General features: G+C 46.0%; 16 protein-coding genes and 1 pseudogene. 9 read left to right on the top strand and 8 right to left on the bottom strand.

The window, feature by feature from the left end:
* Positions 1 to 11 precede the first annotated feature (11 nt).
* Positions 12 to 1,766, bottom strand: a complete 1,755-nt coding sequence (locus tag NSQ83_RS02450) for a right-handed parallel beta-helix repeat-containing protein (RefSeq protein ID WP_015252829.1) — start codon at positions 1,764 to 1,766, stop codon at positions 12 to 14.
* 279 nt (positions 1,767 to 2,045) lie between these two features.
* On the opposite strand from NSQ83_RS02450, the gene NSQ83_RS02445 reads away from it, so the two are divergent.
* Positions 2,046 to 3,524, top strand: a complete 1,479-nt coding sequence (locus tag NSQ83_RS02445; RefSeq protein ID WP_015252830.1) for a peptide MFS transporter — start codon at positions 2,046 to 2,048, stop codon at positions 3,522 to 3,524.
* A 41-nt stretch (positions 3,525 to 3,565) separates the two neighbouring features.
* Here the strand turns inward: NSQ83_RS02445 and NSQ83_RS02440 are convergent, their stop codons facing one another.
* The 5 genes from NSQ83_RS02440 to NSQ83_RS02420 form a co-directional block, all read right to left on the bottom strand.
* The gene (locus NSQ83_RS02440) at positions 3,566 to 4,411 is read right to left on the bottom strand and encodes an alpha/beta hydrolase (RefSeq protein ID WP_038428351.1); all 846 of its coding nucleotides are present in this window, start codon (positions 4,409 to 4,411) and stop codon (positions 3,566 to 3,568) included.
* A 66-nt stretch (positions 4,412 to 4,477) separates the two neighbouring features.
* The gene (locus tag NSQ83_RS02435) at positions 4,478 to 4,942 is read right to left on the bottom strand and encodes a pyridoxamine 5'-phosphate oxidase family protein (protein ID WP_015715237.1); all 465 of its coding nucleotides are present in this window, start codon (positions 4,940 to 4,942) and stop codon (positions 4,478 to 4,480) included.
* Positions 4,939 to 5,166, bottom strand: a complete 228-nt coding sequence (gene bsdD, locus NSQ83_RS02430) for a non-oxidative hydroxyarylic acid decarboxylases subunit D (RefSeq protein WP_198878974.1) — start codon at positions 5,164 to 5,166, stop codon at positions 4,939 to 4,941. The genes NSQ83_RS02435 and bsdD overlap by 4 nt, the downstream gene beginning before the upstream one ends.
* A gap of 16 nt (positions 5,167 to 5,182) precedes the next feature.
* Positions 5,183 to 6,604: a phenolic acid decarboxylase BsdC gene (bsdC, locus tag NSQ83_RS02425; RefSeq protein WP_198878973.1), complete on the bottom strand. Its 1,422-nt coding sequence runs from the start codon at positions 6,602 to 6,604 to the stop codon at positions 5,183 to 5,185.
* 2 nt (positions 6,605 to 6,606) lie between these two features.
* Positions 6,607 to 7,221 carry a non-oxidative hydroxyarylic acid decarboxylases subunit B gene (locus tag NSQ83_RS02420; RefSeq protein WP_014478815.1) on the bottom strand — a complete coding sequence of 205 codons (615 nt, stop codon included), beginning with the start codon at positions 7,219 to 7,221 and terminating at the stop codon, positions 6,607 to 6,609.
* Positions 7,222 to 7,310: 89 nt separating this feature from the next.
* On the opposite strand from NSQ83_RS02420, the gene bsdA reads away from it, so the two are divergent.
* From bsdA to NSQ83_RS02390, 6 genes are all read left to right on the top strand, one after another.
* Entirely contained in the window at positions 7,311 to 8,183 is an 873-nt protein-coding gene (gene bsdA, locus NSQ83_RS02415; RefSeq protein ID WP_003234533.1) for a transcriptional regulator BsdA, read from the top strand.
* 115 nt (positions 8,184 to 8,298) lie between these two features.
* Positions 8,299 to 9,105 (top strand): cystine ABC transporter substrate-binding lipoprotein TcyA, encoded by an 807-nt coding sequence (tcyA, locus tag NSQ83_RS02410; protein WP_114523693.1) that lies wholly within the window; start codon positions 8,299 to 8,301, stop codon positions 9,103 to 9,105.
* Positions 9,092 to 9,796: a cystine ABC transporter permease TcyB gene (tcyB, locus tag NSQ83_RS02405; RefSeq protein WP_003234541.1), complete on the top strand. Its 705-nt coding sequence runs from the start codon at positions 9,092 to 9,094 to the stop codon at positions 9,794 to 9,796. The genes tcyA and tcyB overlap by 14 nt, the downstream gene beginning before the upstream one ends.
* 13 nt (positions 9,797 to 9,809) lie before the next feature.
* Entirely contained in the window at positions 9,810 to 10,553 is a 744-nt protein-coding gene (tcyC, locus tag NSQ83_RS02400) for a cystine ABC transporter ATP-binding protein TcyC (RefSeq protein WP_003234543.1), read from the top strand.
* Between the two features lie 320 nt (positions 10,554 to 10,873).
* A complete protein-coding gene (locus tag NSQ83_RS02395; protein ID WP_014475783.1) occupies positions 10,874 to 11,521 on the top strand; it encodes a YitT family protein in 648 nt (215 codons plus the stop codon).
* 104 nt (positions 11,522 to 11,625) lie between these two features.
* Positions 11,626 to 12,300, top strand: a complete 675-nt coding sequence (locus tag NSQ83_RS02390; protein WP_198878972.1) for a 4'-phosphopantetheinyl transferase — start codon at positions 11,626 to 11,628, stop codon at positions 12,298 to 12,300.
* Here the strand turns inward: NSQ83_RS02390 and NSQ83_RS02385 are convergent.
* On the bottom strand, positions 12,295 to 13,629 hold the full coding sequence (locus tag NSQ83_RS02385) for a PLP-dependent aminotransferase family protein (RefSeq protein ID WP_198878971.1): 1,335 nt from the start codon (positions 13,627 to 13,629) through the stop codon (positions 12,295 to 12,297). The two genes, NSQ83_RS02390 and NSQ83_RS02385, sit on opposite strands and share 6 nt — an antisense overlap.
* Positions 13,630 to 13,752: 123 nt before the next feature.
* Here NSQ83_RS02385 and NSQ83_RS02380 point away from each other — a divergent pair, with 123 nt between their 5' ends.
* Together NSQ83_RS02380 and NSQ83_RS02375 are read left to right on the top strand one after the other, a co-directional pair.
* Positions 13,753 to 14,691 (top strand): DMT family transporter, encoded by a 939-nt coding sequence (locus tag NSQ83_RS02380; RefSeq protein WP_198878970.1) that lies wholly within the window; start codon positions 13,753 to 13,755, stop codon positions 14,689 to 14,691.
* 53 nt (positions 14,692 to 14,744) lie between these two features.
* The gene (locus NSQ83_RS02375; RefSeq protein WP_198878969.1) at positions 14,745 to 15,302 is read left to right on the top strand and encodes a YcxB family protein; all 558 of its coding nucleotides are present in this window, start codon (positions 14,745 to 14,747) and stop codon (positions 15,300 to 15,302) included.
* Positions 15,303 to 15,316: 14 nt separating this feature from the next.
* Here the strand turns inward: NSQ83_RS02375 and NSQ83_RS02370 are convergent.
* Positions 15,317 to 16,541: pseudogene (locus NSQ83_RS02370) on the bottom strand (MFS transporter).
* Positions 16,542 to 16,595 lie beyond the last annotated feature (54 nt).

Raw genomic sequence — 16,595 nt, 5'->3', positions numbered from 1 at the left:
GGGCGCTTTTTTTAGACAATAAAATTGCCGTCTATTGTATCACTGCTGTGTTTGTTGATTGTCCCTTTAAAAATGCGGTTGCCGATGATTTTGGAATTGGTTGAGGTGTTTGTTTGAATAGCTGTCGCAGTGCCCGCGGAGAGGTTATTGATGGTGTTTCCTGAGATGATAGAGCCTGCCGAGCCATTGACATAAATCACAATCGGATTCCCGGCTGTTCTGTTGACTGAAATGGTATTATCAAAAATCTCATGCACACCGGCGCTGATATAGATGGTGACCAAAAGCGGAGATCTCTCTAAGTGGTTGCCGATAATTGAGGTTTTTGCACTTGTGGAGCAATAAATGGGGTAATTTTTGAACTCTTTAAATGTATTGTTTTTGATGATGGCGCCGGCATTGTTTGTGACGGAAACAGAATATGATTCCGGCACTGCTTCAAACGCGTCAGGATTCAGTGTATTCCCTTCAATCACCGCGTTCCCTTGAGCAATCCAAATGCCCCGGCTGAATTTTCTCAGGAGATTATCTTTAATGATCATATTTCCGCCGGAAACGTTCACACCGTCAACGACTTGAATGAGACAGTTATTCAGAAAAGCGATGTCATCTGACAGCACTGCGCGAAGACCGATGCTGCGCCTTGTTTCAGACAGTCCGTTTTGAATTTGGTTTCCGTCTACCTTTACATCGGAAGACTGATAAACCAATATCCCTGTGTTTTCAAAGTTGCTGATTTTGTTGTTCGTCACAAGAACGCTCTTTCCTCTGACATCAATTCCAGTTGAAAATCCGGTAATGAGGTTGCCAGCGATCACTGCATCACTGGTCTCTTTTCCTTGTGATACACCGAGTCCGGTTATCCCGACTCTTGGCGCAGCCGCCGCGTCTTCAGGGCGTCTCAGAATATTGCCCTTGATCACTGTTTGCGTCCCATATCCGTAGCTGATTGTATTGTCAGAGTGATTTCCTTCTATTAAAATGCCATACCCGTTAAAATTGGTCACAGAACTTGAAACGTTTCCAACAAAGTGGTTATTGCGAATTGATACATTAATCGGTTCCTCATAATCAACATCACCTTCGCCATATCCTTCAATGTCAATTCCGAATTTCGGCGCTGTTCCATTCCCCGTTCCGGCATCTTCAATCAAGCATTCCTCCACCGTGACCATGTCACATCCGGTAATGGAAATGTTATTTCTCCTCGACCGCCGAACCTCACAGCGGCGGATGATAATTTGCTCTGACGTTCGATAATCTTGATTGGTCTTTAATCCCCTTGGGCTGACTATGATCCCATCGCCGGTAAAATCGGAAATTTTCACATCATCAATGACAACATTCGAGCATCCTTCAATACATATGCCAAAGCCCCATTCATGGGTTGACCTTATCCCTGCCGAGGCATACGTATGCTCATCCCGTTCGCCGATAATTTGTCCCCCGGAAATGGTTATATTCTCTTGCTTGCCCACATAAAATGCGGAATAACCCCACGAACTATTCGGGATCACTTTCATGATACATTCGGGGTCCATCATAATCTCAAGGTTGCCGGGAACAATGATCCCCGCGTTTCGAAACCTCTGATTAAGATCTCCGCCAAGCGTTGCGTCTATTAAATATGTTCCCTTTGGAAACCAGACAGTATGATAGCCTTTCGATACAGCTGTACTGAGGCACTGATTAATCCGTTCTGTCGAATCCGTTTTACCATCTCCAGGAACACCGAAATCCGCTGCATTTAATATGAATTCAGCCAATTGCGAGCCTCCTTCTCTATGATTACTATCATGTTACTCACAAAGGCCCGATCTGCTTGTACATTTCTCTAAAATTTTATTAAAAAAATATAAAGGAATAGTTGTGTAAGAAAATCTCACGATAAAGAGTATAAAAATTAGGAGGAAATCACTATTTTTAGGTATTTATAATTTTTCCAATATGGAACTATTTGAAATGAGTATAAATTATATTGACACAAGTATTATATAAGAATATGATTTTTATAATACACTTTTTTTAGAAAGGGTTTGGCTGACATGGCTTCGATTGATAACGAAAGTATCATTAAAAGCGTCCCGCAAAAAGGGTTCTTTGGTCACCCGCGAGGACTATTTACACTATTTTTCACCGAATTTTGGGAGCGTTTCTCTTACTATGGAATGAGAGCAATCTTACTTTACTATTTGTATACAGAGACGGTAAACGGAGGGCTCGGCTTTGACAAGGGCACTGCGGTTGCCATTATGTCGATTTACGGATCACTCGTATACATGTCCACCATTATTGGCGGATGGCTCGCTGACCGGGTATTCGGTACCGCAAACACCGTGTTTTACGGCGGCATATTCATTATGTTCGGCCACATTGCACTCGCCTATCCGGGCAGCGCGATCGCATTCTATATCAGCATGGTGCTTATTATTGTCGGAACAGGCTTATTAAAACCAAACGTTTCAAGCGTGGTTGGGGATCTTTACACGAAAGAAGACCCGCGCCGCGACTCAGGTTTCAGTATTTTCTACATGGGGATTAACCTCGGTGGTTTACTTGCGCCGTTAATTGTCGGAACACTCGGACAGAAGTACAACTATCATCTCGGCTTCGGAGCTGCCGCGGTCGGAATGCTTCTCGGACTTATCGTTTTTGCTTTGACAAGAAAGAAAAACCTCGGGCTTGCAGGTTCCAATGTGCCGAATCCGCTGTCTAAAAAATCTGCGATTGGCACCGGCATCGGTGTTATCATCGTGGCGATCGCAGTGATGATCTCTGTACAAACAGGCGTGCTGACGATCAAACGTTTCATTGACCTTGTAAGTATTCTCGGTATTTTGATTCCTGTGATTTATTTCATCATCATGTTTACAAGCAAAAAAGCGGACAAAACAGAAAAATCCCGTCTTGCCGCTTACGTTCCTTTGTTTATCGGTGCTGTCATGTTCTGGGCCATTCAGGAACAGGGAGCGACCATTCTTGCGGTATACGCTGATGAACGCATAAGACTTTCATTGGGCGGATTCGAACTTCAGTCATCATGGTTCCAATCATTAAATCCATTGTTTGTTGTCATTTTTGCGCCAATATTCGCATGGCTCTGGATGAAGCTTGGCAAACGTCAGCCGTCTACACCAGTTAAATTCTCAATCGGAATTATTTTAGCCGGATTGTCATTTATCATTATGGTATTCCCTGCTATGCAAGGAAAAGAAGCACTCGTAAGCCCGCTTTGGCTCGTTCTCAGCTTCCTGCTTGTCGTGCTTGGAGAGCTGTGCCTGTCTCCAGTCGGTTTATCCGTGACAACGAAACTGGCACCAGCTGCCTTCTCTGCACAGACAATGAGTATGTGGTTTCTGACGAACGCAGCAGCCCAAGCGATCAATGCCCAAGTAGCCGGATTGTTTGATAAAATTCCTGAAACAATGTACTTCGGCACCATCGGTTTGATTTCTATCGTTCTTGGCGGCATTCTCCTGCTGCTCTCGCCGGTTATCAAACGCGCGATGAAAGGGGTCTTATAATCAGAAACAGCCCGCGGATTTTGATCTGCGGGCTGTTTTTTTTATTGATCCAGCCATTTGCTGAAGCTTTGATCAAAGGCTTCCGGTTCTTCCAGCATCGGCTGATGGCCGCTCTTTTCAAAAATAACCTTATCCACATGGGGATATAAACCGTCGACAGCATCCCATAGCGCAACAGGCGCAACCAAATAATCATATCTCCCTAATCCGATATACACCGGCATACGAACATCAGCTAACCGCTGAATAAGATCAAGCCGGGCAAATGTTTTGCCCCATAATTCATCCATGATCGGCATATTCGTGAATACACCGTCCCATAAGGCAGCAGCATGCGGCCGCTCTTGATAAAAGCTTTTCGCTTCAGCACGAATACACATGTGCACGAAGCGCCTTTCAGGATCTTTGTCGATGTCCTGCGGCAAATTCTCGATGTCTTTTTCAAAGCGTTTCTTTCTCTCAAGACTGGCTGTTTCCATGAAAAATGATTCGCTTTTTCGCTGTCTTTCTTCACTGTTATCAGGCGCAGTATTGAAGAGCGCCACCTTCCGAACTTGTTTGGGATATGTCCTGGCATACTCTAAAGCCATAAAAGCGTGCCCGGAATGTCCCAGGATAGTAACATCCTCAAGCTGAAGAAATGTTCTCATCCTTTCGATATCGGCCAAGACGGCATCAAGCCCCGAATCCTCCGCACAAAGCTCCCGCTTAGGCTTAGCAAATCCCCTATGGTCGACAAAGACCCATTGATATTTCTGTTTGATATCTGAGGAAAAAAGGCGCGGATAGTAAACCGCACTCCCGATCACAAGGATGGGTGCGCCCTCGCCCTCAATTCGATAAGCTAAATCAAAGCCGTCCGAGTGACAGATCCCCGCACGTTCCATTTCTCACGCCCCCTTTTGTTTTCATTATATAAAAAAAGCCTGACGCATGGCGTCAGGCTATCGCTATTACCGTTTTAAATCTTCCAGGGTCTTTTCCCATCTGCCCAGCACCTCTTCAGGGCTGTGAAGCTGTATACGGACACCTGAAGTCAAATCAGCGTATTTCGCAACGTCCTCCTTCACTGAAACGATGCGGCAGGAAAAACGGTCTCTATCATATTCGGCATCTTTCAAAGGCGGTAAAGGCGCGCATTCAAGCTTTACATAATAGGCCGCTCCCTTCCACCACGCCGTGAACTGTGCTTTTCCTGTGCGAAGGATGTTGGCCGAAGTCATTGTGTTTTTCCACAGAGCGATTCGGATATCAGTTCGGCTCAGCGCGATAATTTCACCCGCACTGATCATAGCGGCATGCGGCCAGCCATCCTCTGATACTGTTTGCAGAACGAAGGCCTCATGCTGCTTCTCATTCAGGCATCTCCCGTCAAGCAGCTCAAAGAGACGGTCTGACATACTGTTCACGCCGATCAAGCCTTTCGTTCCGGCACCGCCGGAACTTCAATTGCTGTTTCTGTTTCCTTTGGATCAATTTTAAACGCTGGATTGTATTTTTCGGGATTTGTAATGTTTTCCGGTTCACAGGATCTCCATGTAAAAAAGCATGTTTGGCACTGATAAACTTCCCATGCGCCTTCTACAGGCGATTTGCTCATGACTTCTCCCTTTTTTGAGTCGCATCGAGGACATGTATGCATTTCGAACATCCTTTCCTTATTTATTCATTAAGTCCATTAGTTTTTGTTCCCATTCTTTCGTTGTTAGCGGAGAATCAAGCGGCTGTGAATAATGGCCTCTTGTTTCCGGCGCAACCGGTGTAGTGGCGTCAAGAATCATTTTGTGAGTGATTCCTGATGGATTGGATCCCGGATCAAGCGGCAGGACAGATAAGTCCGGAATGATGACCGCATCGTGTTTCGGATGCATTTTGGTCGAAAGCGCCCACATGACCTGCGGAAGGTTGAATGGATCGACATCCTCATCAACGACAATGACCATTTTGCAGTAGCCGAGTCCGTGCGGCGTTGTGAGTGCGCGCATGCCGACCGCTTTCGCAAATCCGCCATAGCGGGTTTTTGTGGAAACAATCGCGATTAAACCGTGTGTGTACATGGCGTTCACTGCCACAATTTCGTTCGGGTACGCTTCTTTTAACTGCTGATAAAGCGGCACGCATGTGTTAATGCCGATCATGTAATCGCATTCTGTCCAAGGCATGCCTAAGTATAAATGTTCAAAGATCGGATTGTTTCTGTGATAGACGCGTTTAATTTTGATAATCGGCATGCTGCGTCCGCCGGAATAATGGCCTGTGAATTCACCGAACGGCCCTTCATATTCGCGCTCTCCAGCAATAATCTCACCTTCAAGCACCACTTCAGCGCCCCACGGAACATCAAGATCAGACAGCTTTGATTTGACGATGCGATATGGTTCGCCTTGAATCGCACCTGCCATTTCGTATTCTGATTGATCATAGAGAAGCGGAGTCGATGCCGCCGTTGTAATGACCGGCTCACAGCCGAGCGCAATAGTGACCGGAAGATTGATGCCGCGTTCTTCAGCTTGGCGCAGATGGATTGCAATATCGTGCTGCGGGACAGGCTGAATGCCGAGGCGGTCTTTTCCTTTGACCTGCATTCTGTAAATGCCGACATTTTGTTTGCCGAAGTTGTCAGGGTCCTCAAGATCATGGGAAATAACACACGCTTTGTCTAAATAGTAGCCTCCATCACCTTGGTTAATTCTGAAAAGAGGCAGTATATCGAACAAATTGATATCTTCTGTGATTTCATTTTCATGGAATGGCGCTGTTTCCTCACGTTTGACCGGCATCGGAAATTGGTCATAACGCTTTGCGAATTCAAAAAACTGTTCTTTTACCGGTGTGTCTTTCGGCATGCCCAGCATCATTGCATGGTTTGGCCAAGAACCGATGACATTCATCGCAATTCGCGCGTTATGATAGCCGTAAATATTGTTAAATAAGAGCGCAGGGCTTTTATCGCCAAGATTGCTGGCTGCCCGTGCGGCGGCCCCTAAATCCGGTTCCGGCTTTACCTCTTCATTCACTGTAAGCAGCTGTCCTTCTTTTTCAAGGGCAGCGAGAAATTCTCTGAAATCTTGATAAGCCATGATCAAGCTCCTCCTTTTTGTTTTTCAATCCCATTCCAGCGCTTCGCTTCAGGAAGCCGAATGCCAAATTGGTCCAATGTTCTGAATACAATATGGTCGACCATTTCCTCTAAGCTGCTCGGCTGATTATAAAATGCCGGCATCGGAGGAAGAATGATGGTGCCCATTTTCGTAAGCGCTAGCATATTTTCGAGATGAATTTGGTTCAAAGGCGTCTCTCTCGTTAAGAGGACGAGTTTTTTTCTCTCCTTGAGCATGACATCCGCCGCACGTGTCAGCAGATTATCCGCCATGCCGGTGCGAATGCTTGCGAGAGATTTCATGCTGCACGGCGCAACAATCATTCCATCGGTATCAAACGACCCGCTTGAAATGGCTGCCGCCTGATCCTTATGTGAGTAAGTGTATGTGGCCAGTTGTTCTACTTCTTGTAAGGTATAGCCTGTTTCGTGTTTGATCGTGACGTTTGCCCAAGGAGACACAACGAGATGGGTTTCCACTCCGGCGGCCTTCAGCCACTGTAGCAGCCTGACCCCGAAAATGGCCCCTGTTGCCCCTGTCATTCCGACAACGAGTTTCACTTTGCCCCCTCCTTTACGCTTGAATTCTGCTTTCATTTCAATCATACTCCTGATATATCCATATGAAAAATATCTATTAAATCTATATTTAATACCTAAAAGGTATGATAAGGAGGCGCTTTCTTTTGGACATTCGCCAGCTTCGATACTTCATTACCATTGCCCAAGAACAGAAAATCACGTCAGCAGCCAAAAAGCTTCACATGGCGCAGCCGCCTTTAAGCAGGCAGCTCAAACAGCTGGAGGACGAACTTGGTGTTGTCCTGTTTGACCGGAACAAGAAAAAACAAATGACTCTTACATATGAAGGAGCTGTTTTTCTAAAAAGAGCAAAAGAGATTCTGCATAGGTTTGAAGATGCAGTCATTGAGGTACAGGAGCTGAAGGAGGAAGTAGCCGGCACACTTGCCGTGGGATCAACGATTTATTGCGCGGCTCTGATGCTTGAAAAAGTAACACAGATCAAAGAGAGATACCCCCATCTCACCTTTAATATTTGGGAAAATGAACCCGCGACACTGTTGGAACTGCTGGAAAGCCGGCAAATCGATGCGGCGGTCACGACAACACTGATCAAAAGTGACACAGTACAATTCAAACAGCTTGATGACATTCCATGTGTGCTCGTGCTTTCAGATGAAGCCGGATATCCGTGCGGAGACACCATTAAGATGGAGGACATTCCTTCATTTCCGCTGATCCTGCTGCGGCCTGTCAACGGAAAAGGCGTCTATAATCAGGTCATGAATGAATTTCATCGTTTGAACCTGGAGCCGCGCATTGTTTGTGAATGCCACGACTCTGCAACTTTGCTCAGCCTCGTGTCATCCGGATTCGGCGCGTCTATTTTGCCCGTCACAATGATTCCCGTTCATATGAGAAATCACGTTCACACCGTTCATATCGAAAATAATCCCTTCATTATGACACCGGCTGTCATGTGGAGAACGGACAGTTATTTGCCTAAACCGGCACAGCAATTTTTGGATTTATTTTAAAAGATTTCGCCTTATGAAAACCAATTACTTGACTCATACTAAAAAAAAGTTATCCTTTAGATTTGTAAGCTATTTTTTTATTTCAATAAAATCAACCAGAAAAGTGGGGAATAAGATGAAAAAAGCATTATTGGCTTTATTCATGGTCGTAAGTATTGCAGCTCTTGCAGCTTGCGGAGCAGGAAATGACAATCAGTCAAAAGATAATGCCAAAGATGGCGATCTTTGGGCTTCAATTAAGAAAAAAGGTGTGCTCACAGTCGGAACGGAAGGAACATATGAGCCGTTCACTTACCACGACAAAGACACTGATAAACTGACTGGCTATGATGTCGAAGTTATCACAGAAGTCGCAAAACGCCTCGGGCTTAAAGTCGACTTTAAGGAAACACAGTGGGACAGCATGTTTGCCGGCCTGAATTCCAAACGGTTTGACGTTGTTGCCAACCAAGTCGGAAAAACAGATCGTGAAAATCAATATGATTTCTCAGATAAATACACAACATCAAGAGCCGTTGTCGTAACGAAAAAAGACAACAACGATATTAAGTCTGAAGCAGATGTAAAAGGAAAAACGTCAGCTCAATCACTGACAAGCAACTACAACAAATTAGCTACAAATGCCGGCGCGAAAGTAGAAGGCGTTGAAGGCATGGCGCAGGCCCTTCAAATGATCCAGCAAGGCCGCGTCGATATGACATACAACGATAAGCTTGCCGTATTGAACTACTTAAAAACATCTGGCAATAAAAACGTGAAAATCGCGTTTGAAACAGGTGATCCTCAGTCAACATATTTCACGTTCCGTAAAGGAAGCGGCGAGGTTGTTGATCAAGTCAACAAAGCATTAAAAGAAATGAAAGAGGACGGGACTCTTTCTAAAATTTCTAAAAAATGGTTCGGCGAAGATGTTTCTAAATAATCTGCCGGCATTGACGCTTGGCACGGCGATCCCGTGGGATCTGGTGCAGCAGTCATTCTGGCCGATACTTTCAGGGGGAATCTACTATACGATTCCCCTTACGATTCTTTCCTTTATATTCGGAATGATCCTGGCGCTGATTACGGCGCTTGCCAGAATGTCGAAAGTGAGACCTTTGAGATGGGTGTTCAGCGTATACGTATCCGCAATACGCGGCACTCCTCTTCTCGTTCAATTGTTCATCATTTTCTATCTGTTCCCGGCCTTTAACGTCACATTAGATCCATTTCCAAGCGCAGTTATCGCCTTTTCATTAAACGTCGGCGCCTATGCATCTGAAATCATTCGGGCATCTATTTTATCCGTGCCGAAAGGGCAATGGGAAGCCGGCTACACAATTGGCATGACACATCAAAAAACGCTGTTCCGCGTCATTTTGCCGCAGGCGTTTCGTGTGTCGATCCCGCCATTATCCAATACCTTTATCAGCCTGATTAAAGATACATCCCTCGCCTCTCAAATTCTGGTCGCTGAGCTGTTCAGAAAAGCCCAGGAAATCGGCGCGCGGAATCTTGATCAAATTTTAGTGATCTATATTGAAGCAGCCTTTATTTATTGGATTATCTGCTTCCTGCTCTCACTCGTCCAGCATGTCATCGAACGGCGTCTTGACCGCTACGTGGCCAAATAAGGAGGTTCCGAGTATGCTTACCGTTAAAGGATTAAACAAATCATTCGGTGAAAATGAAATTTTAAAAAAGATAGATATGAAGATTGAAAAAGGAAAAGTCATCGCCATACTTGGGCCTTCAGGTTCAGGGAAAACGACGCTGCTCCGCTGCCTGAACGCTCTGGAGATCCCAAATCGCGGAGAGCTTGCATTTGATGATTTCTCCATCGATTTCTCCAAAAAGGTGAAACAGGCGGATATCCTAAAGCTTCGCCGAAAATCCGGAATGGTGTTTCAGGCGTATCACCTGTTCCCGCACCGCACAGCCCTCGAAAACGTGATGGAGGGCCCTATTCAGGTGCAAAAACGGAACAAAGAGGAAGTCAGAAAAGAAGCGATTCAGCTTCTTGATAAAGTCGGATTGAAGGACAAAATGGATTTATATCCATTCCAGCTTTCCGGCGGCCAGCAGCAGCGCGTCGGCATCGCCCGCGCACTGGCGATTCAGCCTGAGCTCATGCTGTTTGACGAACCGACCTCAGCGCTTGATCCCGAGCTTGTCGGAGAGGTGCTGAAGGTTATCAAGGACTTGGCCAATGAAGGCTGGACCATGGTCGTCGTGACCCACGAAATCAAGTTCGCGCAGGAGGTTGCGGATGAAGTCATCTTCATCGACGGCGGCGTTATCGTGGAGCAGGGACCGCCGGAGCAAATTTTCTCCGCACCAAAAGAAGAACGGACACAGCGGTTCTTGAACCGGATTTTGAACCCGCTGTAATAAGAAAAACAGAGCGTCAGCGCCCTGTTTCAGATTATTGACAAAATCCTAAAACGATATTCGTTTTAGGATTTTGTGATTTTCAGCGTGATTGAAAACCTTTGAAGTCTAGGAAGGGCGAGCATTGGAGCACAGCGAATGTTAAATTCGTGAGCACCGAAGCACAGGCCTGACAACGAATGCAAGGGTTTGCCAACACGCTGAAACAGGGCGCCTGCGGCGGCCCTGTTTTTTTGTTGAGCCCCTTTCGCCTATTCCGCCCTTCTGTCAGATGTGCTACAATGACAATCGACTGATTTTTACGAAAGAAGGGACCTCACGTGAAGCAAGAACTTGTTCTGCGCTGGACATTTTATTTTGCCGGTTTGATCATTTTGGCTTTTGGTGTATCCCTGACGATAGAAGGAAAAGCACTCGGCATTAGTCCGTGGGATGCATTTCATTACAGCCTGTTTCAGCACTTCGGGCTTACCGTCGGCCAGTGGTCCATCATTATTGGAGCGCTCATCGTCGGATTCACGTCATTGTTTACGAGAGCTTGGCCGAAAATTGGGGCCCTCCTGAATATGGTGCTCATTGGTGTATTTATAGATTTTTTCAATTTCATTCTGCCTGCCCCCTCGACCTACACAGGCTCGATCATCGTCTTCTCTCTAGGCGTGGTGCTGATCGGTTACGGCGTCGGTGTTTATGTATCAGCAGGCCTTGGCGCGGGGCCGCGTGATTCACTGATGATGCTGATTACAGAAAAAACCGGCTGGAATGTGCAATGGGTGCGGAACGGCATGGAAATAACCATTTTGTTTGCGGCATGGGGCATGGGGGGGCCGATCGGTTTTGGCACCATTTTGACCGCCATCCTCACCGGACTTATTTTGCGCTTTTCATTGCCCCAGTCAATCCAGCTGCTGAATTATGCTGTGGCAAGGCGGACAGCCGCTGTGAAAGCATCTCCGCCTGTACACTAAAACAAAGCCGCCTTGGCTTTGTTTTTTTATTTTCTCCTCTATATGAGTCTTGTGGAAGTATGATAGGATGGTTTTGACAATCTTTTGCAGACGGAGGATCTAGAATGAAGATTTACGGAATTTATATGGACCGCCCGCTTTCACAGGAAGAAAATGAACGGTTCATGTCTTTCATATCACCTGAAAAACGGGAGAAATGCCGGAGATTTTATCATAAAGAAGATGCTCACCGCACCCTGCTGGGAGATGTGCTCGTTCGCTCAGTCATAAGCAGGCAGTATCAGTTGGACAAATCCGATATCCGCTTTAGCACACAGGAATACGGGAAGCCGTACATCCCTGATCTTCCCGACGCTCATTTCAACATTTCTCACTCCGGACGCTGGGTCATTTGCGCGTTTGATTCACAGCCGATCGGCATAGATATCGAAAAAACGAAACCGATCAGCCTTGAGATCGCCAAGCGCTTCTTTTCAAAAACAGAGTACAGCGACCTTTTAGCAAAAGACAAGGACGAGCAGACAGACTATTTTTATCATCTATGGTCAATGAAAGAAAGCTTTATCAAACAGGAAGGCAAAGGCTTATCGCTTCCGCTTGATTCCTTTTCAGTGCGCCTGCACCAGGACGGACAAGTATCCATTGAGCTTCCGGACAGCCATTCCCCATGCTATATCAAAACGTATGAGGTCGATCCCGGCTACAAAATGGCTGTATGCGCCGCACACCCTGATTTCCCCGAGGATATCACAATGGTCTCGTACGAAGAGCTTTTATAAATGGCTCATCAACAGCTTGACACCGCGCTCAATATCTTCCGTTTTCACATTGGAAATATTGATTTTTAATAGATTTTCTTTCGGATAATCTGATAAATAATGACGGTCTATCGCCTCAAGGAGAACCCCTTGTTTTTTCAGTCTATGAATCACTCTTGAGGCGGGCAGATCCTGAGGAAGCACCAGATGGGTGTGCATACAGGGTGCCTGCCCGCTGGAGAACGTAAAGCGTCCGCATCCCAGCTGCCTGTGAGTTCGAATGGCTTGATGTAGCCTCAGCGACCGCTCTTTATAAGAATCTCTGATTTTCTCCTTATGCCTGCCGTACATACCGCTTTTCAGGTAAATCTCCAATGCCGATTGAGAAATCATCGAACAGTCGATGTCGTTCAGTTTTTTGTACGCATAGAACGTGTCAGTCAGCGCTTCGGGCAAAACAGCCGCCCCCACGCGAAGGCCGGGGAACATCATTTTTGAGAAGCTTTTCAAATAGATGACATGTGAGGACAGATCATATGCGTACAGCGGATCTGCCTTTTTATTTTCTTCCAGATCACCGAGGTAATCATCCTCAACGAGATAGACATCATACGCTTCTGCCAGTCTCACAAGCTCCTGTTTATCACGCTCTGACAATGAGCAGCCAAGCGGGTTATGGAAGCGCGGCATCGTATAAAAAAATTTAATCGATTCTGTTTGAAATAACCGCTCAACCTCGGCTATATCAAGCCCTTCTTCCGTTCGTTTCACCCCGATGGCGGGAATCCCAAGTGTCTCAAGCTGTTCGACCATCAAATGGTAGCCCGGCTGTTCAATGGCGATCTTCTCTTTCCCATTTGGGAACGGCATGGCACAAAGCAAGGATAACGCCTGCTGGACACCTGATGTAATGAAAATATGCCGTTCATCCGCAAATACCTGTTGAGTGGCCAAGAGCTTTCGGAGTACGCGGATGAGTGATGGAAGCCCCTTTGGCGTCCCATAAATAAACAAATCGTTTTTGTATGTATCAATCGCTTTGTTGATGCAGTGCTGAAAATCAAGATACGGAAACACATCTGGGTCCGGCGCAGATGTGGCAAAGTCGATGGGGCCAGGCTGCCCGCTTCTTGATTTCCCTGTCTTTTTCACAATATAATAGCCGCTTTTCGGAACAGAATAGATAAGGTGGCGCTTTTCCAGCTCCTGCAACGCGCGGATCACTGTGCTTTTGCTGACTTGGTAGCGGGCGGACAGCTGACGGATAGATGGAAGCCTGTCTCCTTCTTGATAGGCGGTGCTTTGCATCATCTCTTCTATCCTCGTTACTAGACTCATATATTTCTCCATGCCTTCTCCCCCTGTTTTGTATCGGTACAGTTCATTGTTTTTCTCATTGTACCGTTCTGACCGCGGCCATACAATAAAGGGAGCGACCGGCGCTGCAATTCAGGTAAAGGAGCCATTCCCATTATGGTTAAACATCAGCAAGCCCCCGCTTATATAGCGGCTATTTTATATTCGTTCATTATCGGTTTATCCTTTCTATTCGTAAAAATCGCACTGCAAACAGCAGAGCCGTTTGATATTTTGGCGCATCGGTTCACCATTGCGTTTGCTGCGGCCACTGTACCGATCTTATTCGGCTGGGTAAAGCTATCAATCCGCGTAAAGGACGTCATTGCCATTTTGCCGCTCGCCCTGCTGTATCCCGCGTTATTTTTCAGCTTTCAGGCATTCGGCCTTGTGTACTCGTCCTCCTCTGAAGCGGGAATTATTCAGGCAGCCATTCCGATTTTCACGATGGTCTTTGCCGCTTATGTTTTAAAGGAACGCCCAACGTGGACGCAAAAGGGGTTCACGGTTTTATCCGTTGCCGGCGTCATGTTTATTTTTGTGATGAAAGGCGTTGACGTGGAATCAGCCAGCTTAAAAGGGTCTTTGCTGATCCTATTGTCCGCTTTGTCTTCAGCGATGTACAATACTGCTGCCAGAAAAATGACGCAGCGGTTCAAGCTGACAGAGCTCACCTACATCATGTCAGCCATCGGCTTTATCGTCTTCAACGCCATCGCCCTTGTGCGTCATGGAGCGGCGGGAACAGTCGGCACTTATTTTCTGCCGTTCCGGGAGCCCGGCTTCGTTCTCGCCATTGTGTATTTGGGCGTGCTGTCTTCACTTGTCACTTCATTTCTGTCTAACTATACGCTGTCGCGAATTGAGGCGTTTAAAATGAGCGCTTTTAATCATGTATCTACCATTGTGACGATGATTGCAGGAGTTGTGATTCTCAACGAAAGCCTGGCCTGGTATCATCTTGCCGGGGCTGTTTGTATTATGATTGGCGTGGTGGGGAGCAATATCAATCTGGAGAAAAAAACAAAGCGCCCTGGTATGCCTGCAAAAAAATGAGAAATTATGCTAGACTGAAAGGAAAAACATGATTAGAGGTGTAGGTTTACCGTATGATTCAATATGCTAGTGAAAGTATCAATCTTCCAGGAGAAATCGCTTTTAAGGATGTAAGAGAAATCTTTTTTTATCAAATCGCAAAAATATCATGCTTTTACTTTCTGTTGTTTTGCACCATATTTGCTGCAGTTAACTTCATTAACGGATGGCCCCGTATCGTTTATGGCAGTGACGCGCTTAACTTGTTTATGAACAGTATGTTGATTATCGTGATGTCCGTTCTGTTTACACTGCTGCTTCTCCTTCTTCTATATGTGAAGTTTTCCAGAGCATACAAGAAGAACGAACGGATGAAATCGAAAAGAACATATACTCTGAACCAAGAAGGAATTCGTATATGTTCTAAAAAATATGACCTCATTTTCAATTGGGATGAAATCACAGCTGTTTTCGAATATAAGAATATCTTCCGCATCAATACATCCAGCAGCCAATATATTGCGATCCCAAAACATTTTTTTCATTCCGAAGTGGAGATGAACAGATTCAAGGAGATTATCCTTAAAAATACCGAAACAAAAAAACTCAAATTTAAAAAGGATCAGCATTGACAGTGCTGATCCTTTTATATTGATTGGTGGGTTTCTTTTGCCTTTTGTTTATCTAAAAACGGCACCAGCTCTATTACAGCCGATAAACCCACAAACACAATGCACACAGCGACAATCAGCAAATAACCATGAGTCATGTCAAAAAACAAACCGCCCGCATACACGCTGAGAGCTCCGGCAACCTGATGGATAAAGAAATTGATGCCTAACAGCGATCCGATCAATCCTGTTTGATAGCTTTCCGAAATTGACGCCGCGGTCAGCGGGATCACGCCTGTGTAACTGAGCCCGAATAACAGGATAAACCCGAAGTACCAAAGGTCGCTGTGATGAATTCCGAGAATGGGCATGAGCAGGCAAATCAGGCTGAGCAGCCGAATGACAAATAAGATGGATAGCATGACGCTTCTGCTGCCGAGGAGATCTGACAGCCAGCCCGCCAATAATCCGCCAATGATGATAAACGCCCCGAACGCGACCATCATTCCGTTGACATGAGAGACATGCGCATCCTTCAGTATCGGAACGAGGTGAGCATCAATAATTCCCATCGTAAATCCGCAAGTAAACACGCCGAAGTACAGGATATGAATGAGGCGGGATTGCTTCATCACGTACCAAAACCCCCGCCAATCATAAGATTTTTTCACAGACTCCGCTTGCGCATGTGGCGGGCTTCATCCCAAAGACGAGGAGCGGCAGCAGAACAGCCGCCATGACGATTCCCAAAATCGTATAGGTGCTCTGCCAGCCGGCATGATACGGAGCCGCAGCCCAAATGGGCGAGAGAAGCAGCAGGCCCGCAGAGTTGGCATTGGTCAAAATAGCAAGCGCCAGACCTTTATGTGTGTCAAACCAACGGCTGATGAAGTACTGGGTCGTCACGCCGACCGCGCAGGAATAGCCGATTCCGCCAAGCACACCGTAAATGGCGGAAAACACATGAACATTCGGTGAATAAGGAAGCACCAAAAAGCTTGCGCTGATGCAGACAGCTCCAAGCGCCATAATTTTTCTGACACTGAAACGGTCGATAAAAAAACCGACAAAAAACTGGACGATGCCGGTTGTGATCATAAAAATGCTGACAGAAACCGAAATCAGCGACCTGTCGGCATGGAAGGCATCCGCCATTGGCAGCATAAAAAATTGAAAGGAATTTCTGAATGAGTTCATTCCGATGGCGAAAACAAACGTAAACAGCAATACAAACCATTTCATCCTGGGAGACGTGCGCATGTTTCGACCTGTCTTTATTTGAGTATTTTGAGTATTTCGACTATTATACCATGC

It is taken from the genome of Bacillus sp. PS217, from assembly GCF_037963535.1.
Taxonomy (GTDB): Bacteria; Bacillota; Bacilli; order Bacillales; family Bacillaceae; genus Bacillus; species Bacillus subtilis.
The sequence above is the reverse complement of the archived record's forward strand: the minus strand, read 5'-3'. Positions and strand labels throughout refer to the sequence as shown.

Excerpts from the sequence above, each read along its gene's own strand:
- NSQ83_RS02375 (WP_198878969.1), top strand. The coding sequence starts at position 14,745 with ATGATTCAATATGCTAGTGAAAGTATCAATCTTCCAGGAGAAATCGCT.
- NSQ83_RS02440 (WP_038428351.1), bottom strand. The coding sequence starts at position 4,411 with ATGGAACGTGCGGGGATCTGTCACTCGGACGGCTTTGATTTAGCTTAT.
- tcyC (WP_003234543.1), top strand. The coding sequence starts at position 9,810 with ATGCTTACCGTTAAAGGATTAAACAAATCATTCGGTGAAAATGAAATT.
- NSQ83_RS02445 (WP_015252830.1), top strand. The coding sequence starts at position 2,046 with ATGGCTTCGATTGATAACGAAAGTATCATTAAAAGCGTCCCGCAAAAA.
- bsdC (WP_198878973.1), bottom strand. The coding sequence starts at position 6,604 with ATGGCTTATCAAGATTTCAGAGAATTTCTCGCTGCCCTTGAAAAAGAA.
- NSQ83_RS02385 (WP_198878971.1), bottom strand. The coding sequence starts at position 13,629 with ATGGAGAAATATATGAGTCTAGTAACGAGGATAGAAGAGATGATGCAA.
- tcyA (WP_114523693.1), top strand. The coding sequence starts at position 8,299 with ATGAAAAAAGCATTATTGGCTTTATTCATGGTCGTAAGTATTGCAGCT.
- NSQ83_RS02390 (WP_198878972.1), top strand. The coding sequence starts at position 11,626 with ATGAAGATTTACGGAATTTATATGGACCGCCCGCTTTCACAGGAAGAA.
- tcyB (WP_003234541.1), top strand. The coding sequence starts at position 9,092 with ATGTTTCTAAATAATCTGCCGGCATTGACGCTTGGCACGGCGATCCCG.
- bsdD (WP_198878974.1), bottom strand. The coding sequence starts at position 5,166 with ATGCATACATGTCCTCGATGCGACTCAAAAAAGGGAGAAGTCATGAGC.
- NSQ83_RS02420 (WP_014478815.1), bottom strand. The coding sequence starts at position 7,221 with ATGAAAGCAGAATTCAAGCGTAAAGGAGGGGGCAAAGTGAAACTCGTT.
- NSQ83_RS02380 (WP_198878970.1), top strand. The coding sequence starts at position 13,753 with ATGGTTAAACATCAGCAAGCCCCCGCTTATATAGCGGCTATTTTATAT.